Here is a 14,028-nt window from a genome sequence, read left to right as displayed (position 1 = left end):
AATTGGCCCCTTGGTCAAGCGGCCTAAGACACCGCCCTTTCACGGCGGTAACACGGGTTCGAATCCCGTAGGGGTCACCAATTTTACATATTACGGAGGGGTTCCCGAGCGGCCAAAGGGAGCAGACTGTAAATCTGCCGTCAGACGACTTCGAAGGTTCGAATCCTTCTCCCTCCACCATATTGGGGCGTCGCCAAGCGGTAAGGCACCGGACTTTGACTCCGGCATTCGTTGGTTCAAATCCAGCCGCCTCAGCCAAGCAAAAAAGATGTGCAATGCACATCTTTTTTGCTTGGCTGAGGCTTTCGTAATGAACGATAGTTACCTGGCAATCCTACTCACTAGGTCGGTTAATCCCGGTCATTTTTTGGATTTTCTTTATATAATTGGCCTTTCCGGTATCCCAGGTTTCATGATATCCACCTTTACCTACCAGAGACCCTTCCCCTGTAGTTCCGGCATTTTTTAAGAGGCCCTTGATCCTTTTCGCCATTTCATCACCTCCATACTTTACTCCTTATTATTGTTTCCTTAATAATTACAATAATATTTACATAATTGTCGCCTACTTGTCTTAGTTTTTTGATTATTTGTGGCATAATAATATTACACTTGAAATGTTACCTCTTTGTCCGACTATTTTTGGTCGGGCATTTTTTCTTTTTTATAAAAATTTACTCTTGCATAGCAAATAACAATATAATATAATAATCATTGTCGGCGGGACAAAGTCCCTCGAAACAAGTTAAAATGCGGCAGTGGCGGAATTGGCAGACGCGTAAGATTCAGGTTCTTATGCCCGTTAGGGTGTGGGGGTTCAAGTCCCTTCTGCCGCACCAACAAAAAGAACTGCAACAAGCAGTTCTTTTTTTATGCTAATAAAACTCCTTAACCTTGCAAAATTCAAGGTGAGGAGTTTTACTATAATATGCTATTTACTTATTCCAGTATCTATTCGGGTCGATTTATACCCAGGTGGTTTTAAAAAGAAGAATAATACAGCACCTATAAAGGATGCAATGGCGGTAATCAAAAAGGATGTTTCAAATCCGTTAGTTGTATCATGTATATACCCAGCCACATAGGGTGAAACCACCGCTGCAACACCAAAACCAAGGAGTATGATGCCATAATTCATACCCATATTGCGTAGACCCCAAAAATCTGCTGTTATGGCAGGAAATACGCCAAGGTAGCCGCCATAGGCAAAGGCAATAATAGCTATTAAAACAAGAACGGAGTAGCCTTGTGCTTTAGCTAAGAAAAGCATACATAACCCTGCTATTATCAAAAGACAAATGATGGTTGTTTTTCTTCCCAATTTGTCCGACATAGCTCCCCAAAAGAGTCGACCAAAGGAATTAAAAAGTGCAATAACCATTACCCCACTGGTGGCCGCTGCATCAGAAAGTCCCCCTTGTATGCCTAGCACCTTGGCAAAGGGAATCACCATTAAGCCTGCGGCAGTGGCTAACATCAGGGTGATACATACCATATAAAATTGGGGTGTATAAACCATTTCCCTGGTGGTGAAATTTTGCTTTGTCAAGGTACCTCCAGTGCTAACTGGAGGTGTCCAGCCAGCGGGTTTATATCCTGGCGGTGGATTTTTAATAAACTGGGCTCCTATTATGCATACAGTGGTAAAAATGGCAGCAAACCATACAAAAGTCTCCAAAACACCACGACTACTAATCAAATATCGGGCTAATGGTGTAAATATTACCCCCCCAAAACCAAGGGCAGATACTATCAAGCCAGTTATTAACCCCCTTTTGTCCGGGAACCATTTCTGACAGCAAGCAATTATGGTAGGATATGTAGTGCCCATTCCAAAACCACCAATAACACCATAGGTTAACCACAACCACCAGGGGCGTTCTGCAGTGGTAAAGGAGGCCAAAAACACGCCGATGCCTAATATTATTCCCCCTCCAATAATTACAGGTTTAGGGCTAAATTTATCCTGAAGCATTCCGCCTATGGTGCTCCCACAGACAAAGATACCAAGGACCAGGGAAAAGGTCAGGGCAACGGTGGCCTGGGACCAATCAAAAAGTTTAACCACGGCGGGCTGAAATACACCCCAAATATATACCGTACCCAGGCATAGTTGGATAGCAATACCGGCAATGACAGGCAGCCACCTGTTTTCTGTACTTTCTTGGTCAACAACTTGATTCAACTAATCAGCTCCTTTAATTTTTATAATATTTTGAATACCGAGAACACTCCTTGCTATTACTTGTAAATTTCCCTATAAAATAGAATTTATATTATGGAGTGTAAAGTAATTATTATAATACATCATTACTTGTCAAATTTATAGACATAATTATCATTTAATATTATTTAATAATCAGAAACTTCCCTCTATAAAGAGAAGCACCTGCATTTGCACGTGCTTCTCTTTATAGATCATATTTCTATATTCCCTTGTCCTGCCCTCAATTTTGAGTTTATTGCCTCAACAAGGAACATAGTTGAAAATACATGATATAATTCACCGGCTACACTCTCCACCGAACCCTCCCTATCTTTTAGAGATTCCTTCAAAACTATTTCAAAGGAGTATGCCTGTTCCATTCTTCTAACAAATTCCTTTATAATTTTCTCTCTGGTTTCTTCGTCAGAAATACTTGACCATAAGTCCTCAGTTATTGGTCTAGACCCACTAAGCTCTTCGATCAAAGAAATAAAGATTTCACGAATGTGGTTATAGGTTGGCTTTTCTAAGTTTCCTATCTTCATTAGACAATCCTCCTGGTAAAATTCTTGTATTAGTTTATTATAAAATTATAGCAGGTATCATTTCAACTAAAACTAAGGCTGCCTATTGATTCTATTGTTATTACTTTCTAACTATAAAAAACCCGGCCATTGCCGGGTTGAGAAACTTTATAGTCTTCTAATCTCAGGACATTTCATTCTTAATAGATTATAAGAGAATGGTGCAAAGTATTTCTCTCTGTTATCGCAGTTTGCATTTACACAAACCAAGGCAGGTATAGATTCTGCATAACAGACTGCGATATCTTCCTCCACCGTAACATTTACTAGTTTTTCAACCAGTATCTGCCCACAGGTCGGACAATTCTTTACAAATTGTGTCATTACGGTATCCCTCCTAGTGAAAGTTAATATGTAGGTAACCGCAGGTAACTTTCAGTTAGTTTTCAATATTCAGTTTCTTTATTTAATTATACTTTAGATAACTAATAAGTCAATATGATAGCACAAATATTAATTAGTATAGCCCATATAGTAGACCCCTAGCGAAAAGCCAGAGGTCTATTGGAAAGGCAACCCCCTACCCTTCCATGGGTGTCGGTTTTTCCAGTGGTTTTGTTGACACCTTTGCCCGTTAACCTTTCCGCGCATTCCACAAGCGACGGGTGGGCTTTGGTTTTATCTTACCCCGCTGGATTCTTCTTATCCATGTTGTAGACCCTAAGATAGGCTATTTAGTTCCTCGGTATATTTAGAAATGCTTGGATAAAACTTCAGCTCTTGCATACGGAATATACTCCTATGTTTGGCGAGAAGAGTTTCTAGCTGATAACCTTCTGCCGCATCTATGATGACTACCTTTTCCAATGCATCATTATGAACCATGGCCTTGCGAAACATCCAATTAGACCTAAAGTCCGTAGTGGGAAAGGAGTATCCAATCACAATAATTTCCCTGGCCCTGGTTAATGCTTCCCTAGCCTGTCGCCAAAGCTCTGGAATAAAGGGTATGGACTGATAATTCTTCATTAGGGTTGGGGGTATAATTACTCTGCTGAGCCTATGGCAGCAATGTTCTGTAGCGCATTTTACCATGTTGGCCATTCCGTTTATAATTACACTATTACCCTGTGGGTCACTATGCTCATAGGTATACAGTTGACCACAACTGGGGCAGTAAAGCCAATTTAAGGAACCGTGCAGCTTAAGAAGTTTGACACTGGAGTTTTCCTTCCTTAGAGTATTTTTTTCTTGAACACTATTTAATTGTTGGCAGAAAATACCATAGCCATCCCTAATGGACCAGACCAAGCCAGGTTTTTGCAACTTGTAAAGGGCAAAATCCATGAGTAATTCGTAATTAAAAGAAATTATATTGTCACCTGGCTCAAGGGATTGGGCAATACTGCGATGATGGGGACAGGGCTCACCGTAAAGTATTTTATCAAAGGTGAGGGCCATCAATAAGAGGTATTCCTCATATGCCTGCAACAGCCTTTCCCTGCCAGGAATATCTTCCTCTAACTCAATACTTAACAGGGTTAGAACCTCTTCCATGTCCAAAGTTGCTTGATTCACCTTTTCCCTGGGAACACCCCAAAATAGTTCAATAAAGTTAAATATATGTTCGTATTTTAAATTTCCGTCTCTGAAGTGCCTATCTCTTATTTTATGGATGTTCAAGACCTTCATGGCTTTTTCAAAAAAGTTTTTTGCTACAGGGCTAGTTTCTCCTAAAAAGGAACCTCTATAGGAAGCCCCCGCTCCTGCTCCCAGCACATATACTTTTGACACTTTTTTCCTCCCTGGCTTTACTTCGGTAACATTTATTATGGTTCCTTAGAAAAAAAATAACCCTGGTATTAACCAGAGTTAATCTCTTCTAAACACTTTTATGCAAGAAGTATTGGGCGGGAATATTTATATAAAAATAAACCTTAATATCTGTGCCGAGAAGAAAAACAAGGCAATATAGCAGATACCAAATCCAAAGGCATTGGCCAGTTCTGAGTCTTCTTTCTCTAACCAGTCGGTAACTTCATCAACAATCTCCAGCTCTGGGTTAGTTACTGTATTATTGACAACCGGAAAATCAAACCTTAGCTCAGCACTTTTCATGTACATCACTCCGAACACCTGTTTGTTGATGATATCTTATACCAAACACTTGTTCTTGTCAAGCATAAAAAAAATCCTGATAAATTATCAGGATTATTTTTTATTAGTGGGACTTACCTCCCAGGTTATAAGGTATAATTCTTTTTTCCCATGTTCTCAAGGTTATTTGCTCACCCTTATTTTCCACAAGATATTGGGGTAATATGGGTGTTTTGCCATATCCATTGGGTGCATTGATGATATAAGTTGGAACAGCCAGTCCAGATGTATGACCCCTCAACTGTTCCATAATTTCAATTCCTTCATCTATACCTGTAATAAAATGTCTTGTGCCCTTAACGGCTTTGGCATGGAAGATATAGTAGGGCCGAACACGAATTTTTAATAGGCTTTGATTTAGTTTCTTCATTACATTGGCATTGTTGTTTACGTTCTTTAATAAAACTGCTTGGTTGCCAAGTACAACTCCAGCTTTAATGAGTCTATCGCAGGCTTCCTTTGCCTCCGGCGTAACTTCTAAGGGGCTGTTAAACTGAGAGTTAATATAAATGGGCGGATGTTTTTCTAGAACTGCACATAATTCTGGCGTTATTCTCTGGGGCATGGTAACAGGAGTTCTAGTGCCAATACGTTTAATCTCAACATGGGGAATGTTATCCAGCTCGGTCAGCAACCAGTCAATTTGTTTATCCGATAGGAGCAGTGCATCTCCCCCGGTAATAAGTACATCTCTAATTTCAGTGTTTTCCTTAATGTACTTTATTGCTGACTCCAGTGCTTTCCGCGGCTTATGCACATCTATCTCACCAATATTTCTACGACGTTGGCAATGGCGGCAATACATGGCACATTGGTTAGTTACATTAATAATGAGTCTGTCGGGATATCTTCTGGTGATAGCTGGGGCAGGTGAGGTAAACTCTTCTCCCATAGGGTCCTCGGCACCATACCTATCCTTTGTTTCTTCAATACTGGGTATTGCCTGAACCCATACAGGACCTTTTACTCCACCGGCTATGGCAAGTGCTAGATAATAGGGTGATACTGCCCAGCGATAGTGCCTGCCAACCTTGTCTATGTCCTCAAGTTCCTCTGAGGTAAGCTTTAGTAGGCTTCCTAGCACTTTTACATCCCTAATACGATTTGTCATTTGCCAATGCCAATCTTTCCACTGCTCTTCGCCTGCTTGAAAATAGTTCAAGATAGCTGCTTTGGCTTGGCAATACTCTTCCTGAATCTCAAACCCATTAGGTATGTTTTGTTTCTCTTTTAAGTAACCATCAATTCTTGCTTTGAGTTCCCTGGCTCTTCTTAAAGCTACTCTTCTTTTCTCCTGTTCCAGCTGTAGTTCTTCATGTCTCAAATTTACGGACATAAACATACCTCCCTTTCTCTTATCGCTTACGAAGTTAGCTGACGGGTTCGGGTCGAAAGGATAAAACCCTACCAGTACCTGGTACTGGATTCACCCCAAAAGGTCGGTTCCTCCGCTCCTGTTATCAGGATTAAGCAACATATTTTTACAGGCAACATCATATTACTAGCAAGTTGCCACAACTTAATTTTAACATAAAGGTTGCCTGTATACAATGTCATGCATGGTCAACTTAAGTATTCTTAAGAAACTTTTAATATTTATTTGAAGTAATCACCTGCATCTTTGGATAACAATGACAAGTCCAAAAAAAAAACAAGGTGTTTATCACACCTTGTTCAGATTGTCGAGAAACTACCTATATTCGGGTTTTAATAATCCCTCACGACTCCTCTCTCCGCAGTGGACAGCGCTAATCCCTTGCTTCGTGCGAAAATGGGCCGCCTTCGAGTAAACATCGTGTTTACCTCAGGCTTTCGCGGACATCCATGTCCGCTCACCCATTTTCGCATCCTCAGCTTCGCGAAGCGCTGTTTCCACTGCTTCGAATGTCGCTGTTCGGGATTATTAAAACCCAGTTGAATCCTTTTCAACAGGCTGAACAAGGTGTTTATCACACCTTGTTAACAATCTGTTAGACCCTTACTAAGCCATCCTTACATTCTGGATTAACCGTTCCATAAATAGTTAAGATATCTCCACCTTGAATCACCCTGTCGGGATCAGGATCGACTATTTCTTCCTCACCTTTTCGTTGGATAGCTAAAACTCTACTTTCATTTAATCTAGATTCTGACAAGGAAAGACCCACCAAGGGAGATTCAGCTAACACCTTCCACTCCTCGATCTTGTAAAGACGGGTCTCCAACTGAAGTGTGTGCTCCATGAGTTCTTCCATTAGCTTAGATATTTCGTCGTTAATTTTATCCCTTTCCCTAACTAATTCATGGAGTCTCTCATGGATACCTGCCAATACCCTGCGCTGATCAAAATCCTGCATATACTTTTGTGCAGCCGGCACAGATTGAACCACAACGCCAATTCCCGGAGCCACCTGGACTATCCCTACTTCCTGTAAAAGGGTTAAGGCCCGGCGTATTGTCTCCGGCGAAACATTATATTTACCCGCTAAAGTAGATCGGCCAAATATCTTTTGTCCTTCCTGGTATTCCCCTCGCACAATGCGATCTGCAATATCTGCTGCAATAGTAATATATCTTGCTAAGTGTACTTCACTGTTCGGCAAAAAGGTACCCTCCAGAAAAAGCTTTGATAATATCCTATTATAGCCGGGACAGATGAAATAAAAAAGTGTAGAAGTAAAAAATAAGTCAAAGTCAGTACAAAAATACAGTTTTGGAGATAATCATCAAATATATAGCTAAAGCCGCGGTACCAAAATTAATGGCAGCCGCGGCTCGTTATAAGCTCTAGAAATAAAGATCCCTCACACCAGCTTCAATTTGCGTTAGTCTCTCCTCGGTAACGGCCCTAATTTTTTCATTACTTATTTCGCCAAGGTGTTTACGGATTGTCTCTTCGCCAACCTCCTTGGTCTCAGGGGAAGCATAATCCATTAAGTACTCTTTGAAGGTTAGTATGGCATTAGGCTGACAAACGTTTTGTATTTCTCCTGTTTTAGCCAGGGCCATAAAGCGATCTCCTGTACGGCCCTTGCGGTAACAGGCGGTACAATAGCTGGGCAGCCAGCCTGACTGACAAACTCCACGGAGCACCTCATCCGGTGTTCTGTGATCGTCTACATAGAACTGAGGGGCATCTTCCTCATCACACCCAGCAGTCTCAAGTTTAAGGGAATTCTTTTTATCAGCCTCTTTTTTATATCCTCCTACACCAGTACAGGAACCGGCGGATATCTGGGAAATCCCGCGATCTAACAGCATATCTCTGTATTCAGCACGTTCTCTGGTAGAAATAATCATTCCGGTATAGGGTACAGCCAGGCGAATAATTGCCACCAGTTTCATAAACTGTTCGTCATTAACCAGATATGGGAAGTTATCATAATCCACACCACTGGCTGGTCGAAGGCGGGGTACTGAGATGGTATGAGGCCCTACCCCAAAACGTTCTTCAAGATGCAGGGCATGCATCATCAGTCCCATAACCTCAAATTTATAGTCATACAAGCCAAATAGAGCACCAAAGCCTACATCATCAATACCTGCCAGCATAGCCCTGTCGTGGGCTGTGGTGTGCCAGTCATAGTCAGCCTTAGGCCCGCTGGGATGCATTTTTTCATAGGTTTCCCGGTGATAGGTTTCCTGAAATAAAATATAAGTACCAATGCCTGCATCCTTCAATTTCTTATAATCTTCAATTGTTGTGGCAGCAATATTTATATTGCAGCGACGGATACTGCCATTATCAAATTTGATGCTGTAGATAGTCTTTAGACTCTCTAGCACATAATCAATGGTACATTCCACAGGGTGCTCCCCGGCCTCAACAGCCAGCCTCTTGTGCCCCAGGGACTCAAGAATCTTTACTTCCTCGGCTACTTCCTCTTGACTCAGTTTACGACGCTTAAACTTATTATCTCGGCGGTAGCCGCAATAGGTACAGTTATTTACACAGTGGTCACTAATATATAATGGTGCAAACATTACCAGGCGCTTGCCATATATCTTTAGCTTTATTTCACTGGCCACCTGGTACATTAAGTCCAGTAGCTCCTTATCTTCATTTTGAAGTAATATGGCAACTTCTTCAGGTGTCAGACCCTTTGCTTCCCTGGCCTTTTCAATTACCTCTCTTACTTTATCGGGAGAAATATCTTTAGCCTCAGTCAAAATCCTATTGATTTCCTGATCATTAATAAAATCTGCCCGCTCCCACTGGTTGTTATAAATCTCAGCCTTATTAATTGCCATTCAAATCAACCGCCTTTCACCGGCTATCCGCCGTTATTCTCTAAATTTATCCTTAGGGCTGTCTCCCCGTCCACTTCCGACGCTGCGACCTATTTCCTTTATTAGAGAAGTAATCTTTCCGTGGGATTCATCGGCATCTTCCTTACTGCCGGCTTTCTCAGGGTAAATTTGATAGAGGGCCCGGTAACTGGCGGGAGACAAATTTGGCATAATTACATTGGCACCGCAGCCCAAGGCCATCTGTCGCCCCTTTGGGTGGAGGGTTCCCGCTGCCGTGGTGGCTGGCAGATGTGTCTTAGGTAGTACTAATCTTGCCACTGCCAACACCCTTAAGGTAAGACCCAGATCCCCGGGAGAGCTGTCTCCCACTGGGGTTTGCTCATGGGGAATAAAAGGTCCTATGCCGGCCATCTCCACATCCAGCTCCTTTAGAAGCAGGATATCATCGGCCAGGGTTTCCACCGTTTGACCCGGCAGGCCCACCATGTTTCCAGAGCCTACCTGGAATCCTAGCTCCCTGAGCCAGTTAAGCCTCTTAATCCTCTCTGCCAATGTAGTGCCAGGTCTCAATTTGCTAAAGAGGCCACTATCCGCCGTTTCATGCTTAAGCAGATAGCGATCCGCCCCTGCCTCTTTAATTAGTTGATAATCTTCAAGACTTCTTTCTCCAACACAGACAGTAACTGCGAAATTCCCTACTTCTTTTACCCTGCGCACCATCTCGGCCAGTTCTGCACCTGAGTAGTGGGGGTCCTCACCGGCCTGCAGTACAATGGTTCCGTAGCCGAGACCAGCTGCATATTCCGCTGCAGCCAGGATTTCCTCCAGGGGAATCCGGTACCTTCTAATCTCCCTGTTGCTTCGTCTCAATCCACAGTAAAAGCAGTCATTTCTACAGTAGTTTGAGAACTCTATAATACCCCTTAGATGAACTTCTTCACCAAAATTCTCTTGTCTGACCTTATCAGCCAGGCCGAATAAACCCTCTTCCTCTTCTCCTGGTAATGCCTGGAGCAGAGTAATAATATCCTCTCTGTCCAATCCCCCCCCCGAGGCTCCTTTCTCCAATGCTTTGGCAAACTCTTCTCTCAAGGGTATCAACCCCTTCCAATATTATTCTTCATCATCTAAAATACCTTGAATCATCGGGAAGGGAGAGAGGGCTCTCCTGAGAATACCTTGAACGTAAGCGATACAAACCCCGTAGTTTACTATAGGGACTCCTGCCTGCTGCACCTGCATGATGCGGGACAGCATTTCCCTTCTGTTAATCATGCAAGAACCACAGTGAACCACCAGCTTATACTCTGAAAGCTCCTGGGGAAAGCGATGTCCGTTACTCCAATGAAACTCCAGCTCTCCACCCACTATTTGCCTGAGCCAGCGGGGGATTTTCACCGTTCCAATATCATCTTCCATCCGGTGATGGGTACAGGCCTCGGCTATCAGCACTTTATCACCGGGCTTTAGTGTTTCAATGGCCTTAGCCCCGGCCACCAAGGTTTCCAAGTCCCCTTTATAGCGGGCAAACAGGATAGAAAAGGAGGTCAATAATACATCCGGCGGAGTATCTGCATCGGCTTTTAAAAAGGCCTGGGAATCAGTTATAACGATTTTAGGCTTTTTATTTAGGGTAGAAATACATTCCTTAAGTTCCCTCTCCTTAACTACATAGGCCATGGCATCATGGTCCAGAATATCCCTGATGGTCTGTACCTGGGGTAATATTAACCTTCCCTTAGGAGCAGCCAGGTCAATGGGCACAACAAGGACTGCCAAATCCCCGGGGTTTAGTAAATCACCGACAATACTCTGTTCATCCCAACTGGGAGGAGCAGCTTTAACCAGGGCAATTTTCAGTTCACCAATACCTGCTTTGGTAAGGGCACTCACCGCTACCGGCTCTGAACCTAGCTTTTCCTTGTATTCTGCTAGTTCCTCTGGGGTTATGGGAGTGGCATCTATTTTATTTATGACCACTACCACCGGCAATTTTTTATCCCTGCAGCGGTTGGTGATATCCTGTTCAAATTCAGTTAGGCCTGCACCGGAGTCCATGACCAGCAGCACCATATCAGCCTTATTTAGAACCTCCATGGAGCGCTGAACCCTCAACTGACCCAAATCACCTGTATCATCTATACCGGCTGTATCAATAATTACCACCGGGCCTACGGGAAGTATTTCCATGGCCTTATATACAGGATCAGTGGTGGTTCCGGGAACATTGGATACTACAGCAATATCCTGGTTAGTTAAGGCATTTATCAAGCTGGATTTTCCTGCATTTCTTCGTCCAAATATGGCTATATGAAGTCTGTTTCCCCTTGGGGTGGTGTCCATGTTATCGCCTCCCTAGCTAGGTTGTTTTTTCTTTCTAGTTCCTGCTATACCCGGCCTTGTCACTTCTTCCGGTCTTAATAGTTGGTCCAGTTCTTCCCCAGTAAATAGTCCCGCCTCCAGTATCACTTCCCTGACCGGCTTTCCCGTCCTTAAAGCCTTTTTGGCAAGTTCCGAGGCTATATCATACCCCACATGGGGTGAAATCACCGTGATAATTCCTACACTATTGTGAAGGTGCTCAAGACATTTATCTGGAACTGCCTCAATACCTTTGATACAGCGTTCTGCCAGTAGGAGCATGGCCTTACTCAGGCTTTCCATGGCCGGCAGAAGATTGGCCGCTACCAGCGGCAAGAAGGCATTTAACTCCAGCTGCCCCGCCTGGACAGCCAGGGTGATGGCCAAATCCTGGGCCATGGCCTGGTAGGCCACCTGGGTTGCCATTTCCGGCATTACCGGGTTTACCTTACCCGGCATAATTGATGACCCCGCCTGCAAATCCGGCAGCCTAATTTCCCCAAAGCCCGCCCTGGGTCCGGAGGACAATAGCCTTAAATCTCCGGCTATTTTTACCAAGCTAGCGGCACAGGCCTTTACTAAACCTGAGACCTCCACAAAAACGTCCGCGTTTTGGGTACCGTCAATCATATTCTCATTGCGGGCCAACCCTAGTCCCGTTAGTGCCCTTAGTCGCTCAATGACTGAGTAAATATATTTTCTTTCTGCATTAAGACCTGTTCCTACGGCTGTACCCCCAAGGTTTATCTGCCTCAGTCTTTCCTCCACCTTATACAGCCGCCAGCGATCCCTGGCGATGGCCTCAGCCCAGGCTGAAAACTCTTGACCCAGTGTGATGGGCACAGCATCCTGCATCTCTGTTCTGCCTACCTTTAGGACCCCCGCAAATTCGGCCTCCTTGGCCTGCAGGGCTCCCTGTAGGGTGGCACAGGCAGTTGATAGGTGTACTAACAGCCTGATGGCCGCAATCCTTAAAGCAGTGGGGTAAACGTCATTGGTGGACTGGGACATATTTACATGGTTTATGGGATGGACCAGGTCATAATCACCCTTTTTCCCACCCAAAATTTCTATGGCCCGATTGGCTATTACTTCATTGACATTCATGTTGGTGGAGGTCCCGGCCCCACCTTGCAGGGCATCCACGATAAACTGCTCTGTCATTTGCCCTTCGGCCACCTCCATGGCGGCCTGGAATATGGCATTTCCTATTTGAGGGTCCAGTTTACCCAGGGAAATATTTGTTTCAGCAGCAGCCTGCTTTACCACTGCCATGGCCTTGACTAATTCAGGATGCACCAGTTGGCTGGATACATTAAAATTTTCTGCGGCCCGGAGGGTATGGATACCGTAATAGGCATTAATGGGTAGCTTTCTTGTGCCAATTACATCCTGTTCCGTACGGTACTCCAAATCCATTCACCCCCCTGTTAAAATTTTGTACTTAGGGCTGATTTTACCTGAACACCCTTGATATTACCCAGTTTTCCAGTCATAGCCCCAATCTCATCATTGGTGCCCTCAACAATTAGGGATATAACTGATAAAGCCCTTTCCCTGTGAGGTATACCCATACGTCCTATGATTATTTCTGAGTAGTTGCTCAAAATATTGTTAATTTCAGCTGCTTTAGCCCTGTCCTCGATAACTATACCGACCACACCGATACGACGATTCATAGCACACCTCCAAAAATAAAAACCCGTCAAGCCGGAAAAAGGCATAGACGGGTTGCGTACACCACTTAACGGCATACCCCTTGGTCTAAGGCCACTGCCCTTCTCCTCAGGGAACATCCTGCTTTGTCAAACCCTCCGGACCAAGCGCACTCGATCTGTTAGGTCTACTTTTATTATACATAGATAAAATTTTCAGTCAATTATTATTTTACTTATTTGCCAAATTGTAACCACAATGTAATCTTTAATTTTTTATAACTTAATCCTTACAATTTTTTTATCGTAAAGGAAATTTTCGACAGATGGAGAATAAACTAGTTAATCCCTTCTGCTTCGAAAATAAAGGAGTGATTATAATGGCAGTAGGTCAGGAAGATCAATTAGTTGTATTTCAACTTAACGACCAGCAATATGCCCTCCCCATTAATGAAACCCAGGAAATCATCAGAATGGCGGATGTAACCAAATTGCCCAATACCGCTTATCACATCGAGGGTATCATTAACCTCCGGGGGACAATTTTACCAGTTATCAGTCTAAATCGACGTCTTGGCCTACCCGAGACACCAGGTACCGAGGATACCAGAATCATCGTGGTTGAAAACAAGGGTAACAAGGTTGGCATGATTGTTGACTGTGTCCTGGAGGTTGGGCGCTATACCAATGAAGAGGTGGAACCTCCCCATATGATAGGTGATAACATGGATTTCCTAAAGGGTGTAGTAAAAAAAGGTGACCAACTCTGGCTCTTGGTTAATTTGGATACAGTTCTGTAACTTCTTTATGTACAGGACAGCCTTGCCATAGGTATGGTAAATATCTTTTTAAATTATTATTAAAGCACGGGATTTATCCCGTGCTTTATCGCTGG

14 protein-coding genes, 4 tRNA genes and 1 riboswitch are annotated in these 14,028 nt (G+C 43.5%); of the genes, 5 read left to right on the top strand and 13 right to left on the bottom strand.

The genetic code is table 11. The features are described 5' to 3' along the window. Positions 1–4 precede the first annotated feature (4 nt). The 3 genes from P6N53_RS02040 (at position 5) to P6N53_RS02030 (ending at position 258) form a co-directional block, all read left to right on the top strand. Positions 5–80, top strand: a tRNA-Glu gene (locus P6N53_RS02040). A 14-nt stretch (positions 81–94) separates the two neighbouring features. Further along, a tRNA-Tyr gene (locus tag P6N53_RS02035) sits at positions 95–180 on the top strand. A 3-nt stretch (positions 181–183) separates the two neighbouring features. Then, positions 184–258 (top strand) — tRNA-Gln (locus P6N53_RS02030). A 76-nt stretch (positions 259–334) separates the two neighbouring features. On the opposite strand, the gene P6N53_RS02025 is transcribed toward P6N53_RS02030, so the two are convergent. Further along, positions 335–493: a hypothetical protein gene (locus P6N53_RS02025; protein ID WP_304540759.1), complete on the bottom strand. Its 159-nt coding sequence runs from the start codon at positions 491–493 to the stop codon at positions 335–337. 259 nt (positions 494–752) lie between these two features. On the opposite strand from P6N53_RS02025, the gene P6N53_RS02020 reads away from it, so the two are divergent. Further along, a tRNA-Leu gene (locus tag P6N53_RS02020) sits at positions 753–839 on the top strand. Positions 840–931: 92 nt separating this feature from the next. Here the strand turns inward: P6N53_RS02020 and P6N53_RS02015 are convergent. The 12 genes from P6N53_RS02015 to P6N53_RS01960 form a co-directional block, all read right to left on the bottom strand. Continuing rightward, positions 932–2,185 (bottom strand): L-lactate MFS transporter, encoded by a 1,254-nt coding sequence (locus P6N53_RS02015; RefSeq protein ID WP_304540757.1) that lies wholly within the window; start codon positions 2,183–2,185, stop codon positions 932–934. A 233-nt stretch (positions 2,186–2,418) separates the two neighbouring features. Then, positions 2,419–2,751 (bottom strand): hypothetical protein, encoded by a 333-nt coding sequence (locus P6N53_RS02010; RefSeq protein ID WP_304540755.1) that lies wholly within the window; start codon positions 2,749–2,751, stop codon positions 2,419–2,421. Positions 2,752–2,898: 147 nt separating this feature from the next. After that, positions 2,899–3,114, bottom strand: coding sequence for a hypothetical protein (locus P6N53_RS02005; RefSeq protein ID WP_304540753.1), 216 nt, complete (start codon positions 3,112–3,114; stop codon positions 2,899–2,901). Between the two features lie 336 nt (positions 3,115–3,450). Then, the gene (locus P6N53_RS02000) at positions 3,451–4,524 is read right to left on the bottom strand and encodes an SIR2 family protein (RefSeq protein ID WP_304540752.1); all 1,074 of its coding nucleotides are present in this window, start codon (positions 4,522–4,524) and stop codon (positions 3,451–3,453) included. Between the two features lie 126 nt (positions 4,525–4,650). After that, positions 4,651–4,848, bottom strand: a complete 198-nt coding sequence (locus P6N53_RS01995; RefSeq protein ID WP_304540751.1) for a hypothetical protein — start codon at positions 4,846–4,848, stop codon at positions 4,651–4,653. 103 nt (positions 4,849–4,951) lie between these two features. After that, positions 4,952–6,223, bottom strand: a complete 1,272-nt coding sequence (gene eam, locus P6N53_RS01990; protein WP_304540750.1) for a glutamate 2,3-aminomutase — start codon at positions 6,221–6,223, stop codon at positions 4,952–4,954. Between the two features lie 7 nt (positions 6,224–6,230). Continuing rightward, positions 6,231–6,370: riboswitch (cyclic di-AMP (ydaO/yuaA leader) on the bottom strand. Between the two features lie 487 nt (positions 6,371–6,857). After that, positions 6,858–7,469, bottom strand: coding sequence for a GntR family transcriptional regulator (locus P6N53_RS01985; RefSeq protein WP_304540748.1), 612 nt, complete (start codon positions 7,467–7,469; stop codon positions 6,858–6,860). 184 nt (positions 7,470–7,653) lie between these two features. Beyond that, positions 7,654–9,117: a [FeFe] hydrogenase H-cluster radical SAM maturase HydG gene (gene hydG / locus P6N53_RS01980; RefSeq protein ID WP_304540746.1), complete on the bottom strand. Its 1,464-nt coding sequence runs from the start codon at positions 9,115–9,117 to the stop codon at positions 7,654–7,656. Between the two features lie 33 nt (positions 9,118–9,150). Further along, complete coding sequence (gene hydE, locus P6N53_RS01975; RefSeq protein WP_373322972.1) at positions 9,151–10,215, bottom strand: [FeFe] hydrogenase H-cluster radical SAM maturase HydE; 1,065 nt, start codon at positions 10,213–10,215, stop codon at positions 9,151–9,153. Positions 10,216–10,230: 15 nt separating this feature from the next. Next, positions 10,231–11,460, bottom strand: a complete 1,230-nt coding sequence (hydF, locus tag P6N53_RS01970) for a [FeFe] hydrogenase H-cluster maturation GTPase HydF (RefSeq protein ID WP_304540741.1) — start codon at positions 11,458–11,460, stop codon at positions 10,231–10,233. Positions 11,461–11,472: 12 nt separating this feature from the next. Then, on the bottom strand, positions 11,473–12,897 hold the full coding sequence (locus P6N53_RS01965; RefSeq protein WP_304540739.1) for an aspartate ammonia-lyase: 1,425 nt from the start codon (positions 12,895–12,897) through the stop codon (positions 11,473–11,475). A gap of 11 nt (positions 12,898–12,908) precedes the next feature. After that, a complete protein-coding gene (locus tag P6N53_RS01960) occupies positions 12,909–13,157 on the bottom strand; it encodes a TM1266 family iron-only hydrogenase system putative regulator (protein ID WP_304540738.1) in 249 nt (82 codons plus the stop codon). 356 nt (positions 13,158–13,513) lie between these two features. Here P6N53_RS01960 and P6N53_RS01955 point away from each other — a divergent pair, with 356 nt between their 5' ends. Further along, the gene (locus tag P6N53_RS01955; RefSeq protein ID WP_304540735.1) at positions 13,514–13,933 is read left to right on the top strand and encodes a chemotaxis protein CheW; all 420 of its coding nucleotides are present in this window, start codon (positions 13,514–13,516) and stop codon (positions 13,931–13,933) included. The last annotated feature ends 95 nt before the right edge of the window (positions 13,934–14,028 follow it).

The organism is Desulforamulus aquiferis (assembly GCF_030577015.1).
GTDB lineage: Bacteria > Bacillota > Desulfotomaculia > Desulfotomaculales > Desulfotomaculaceae > Desulfotomaculum > Desulfotomaculum aquiferis.
This window is presented reverse-complemented; position numbering and strand designations above follow the sequence as displayed.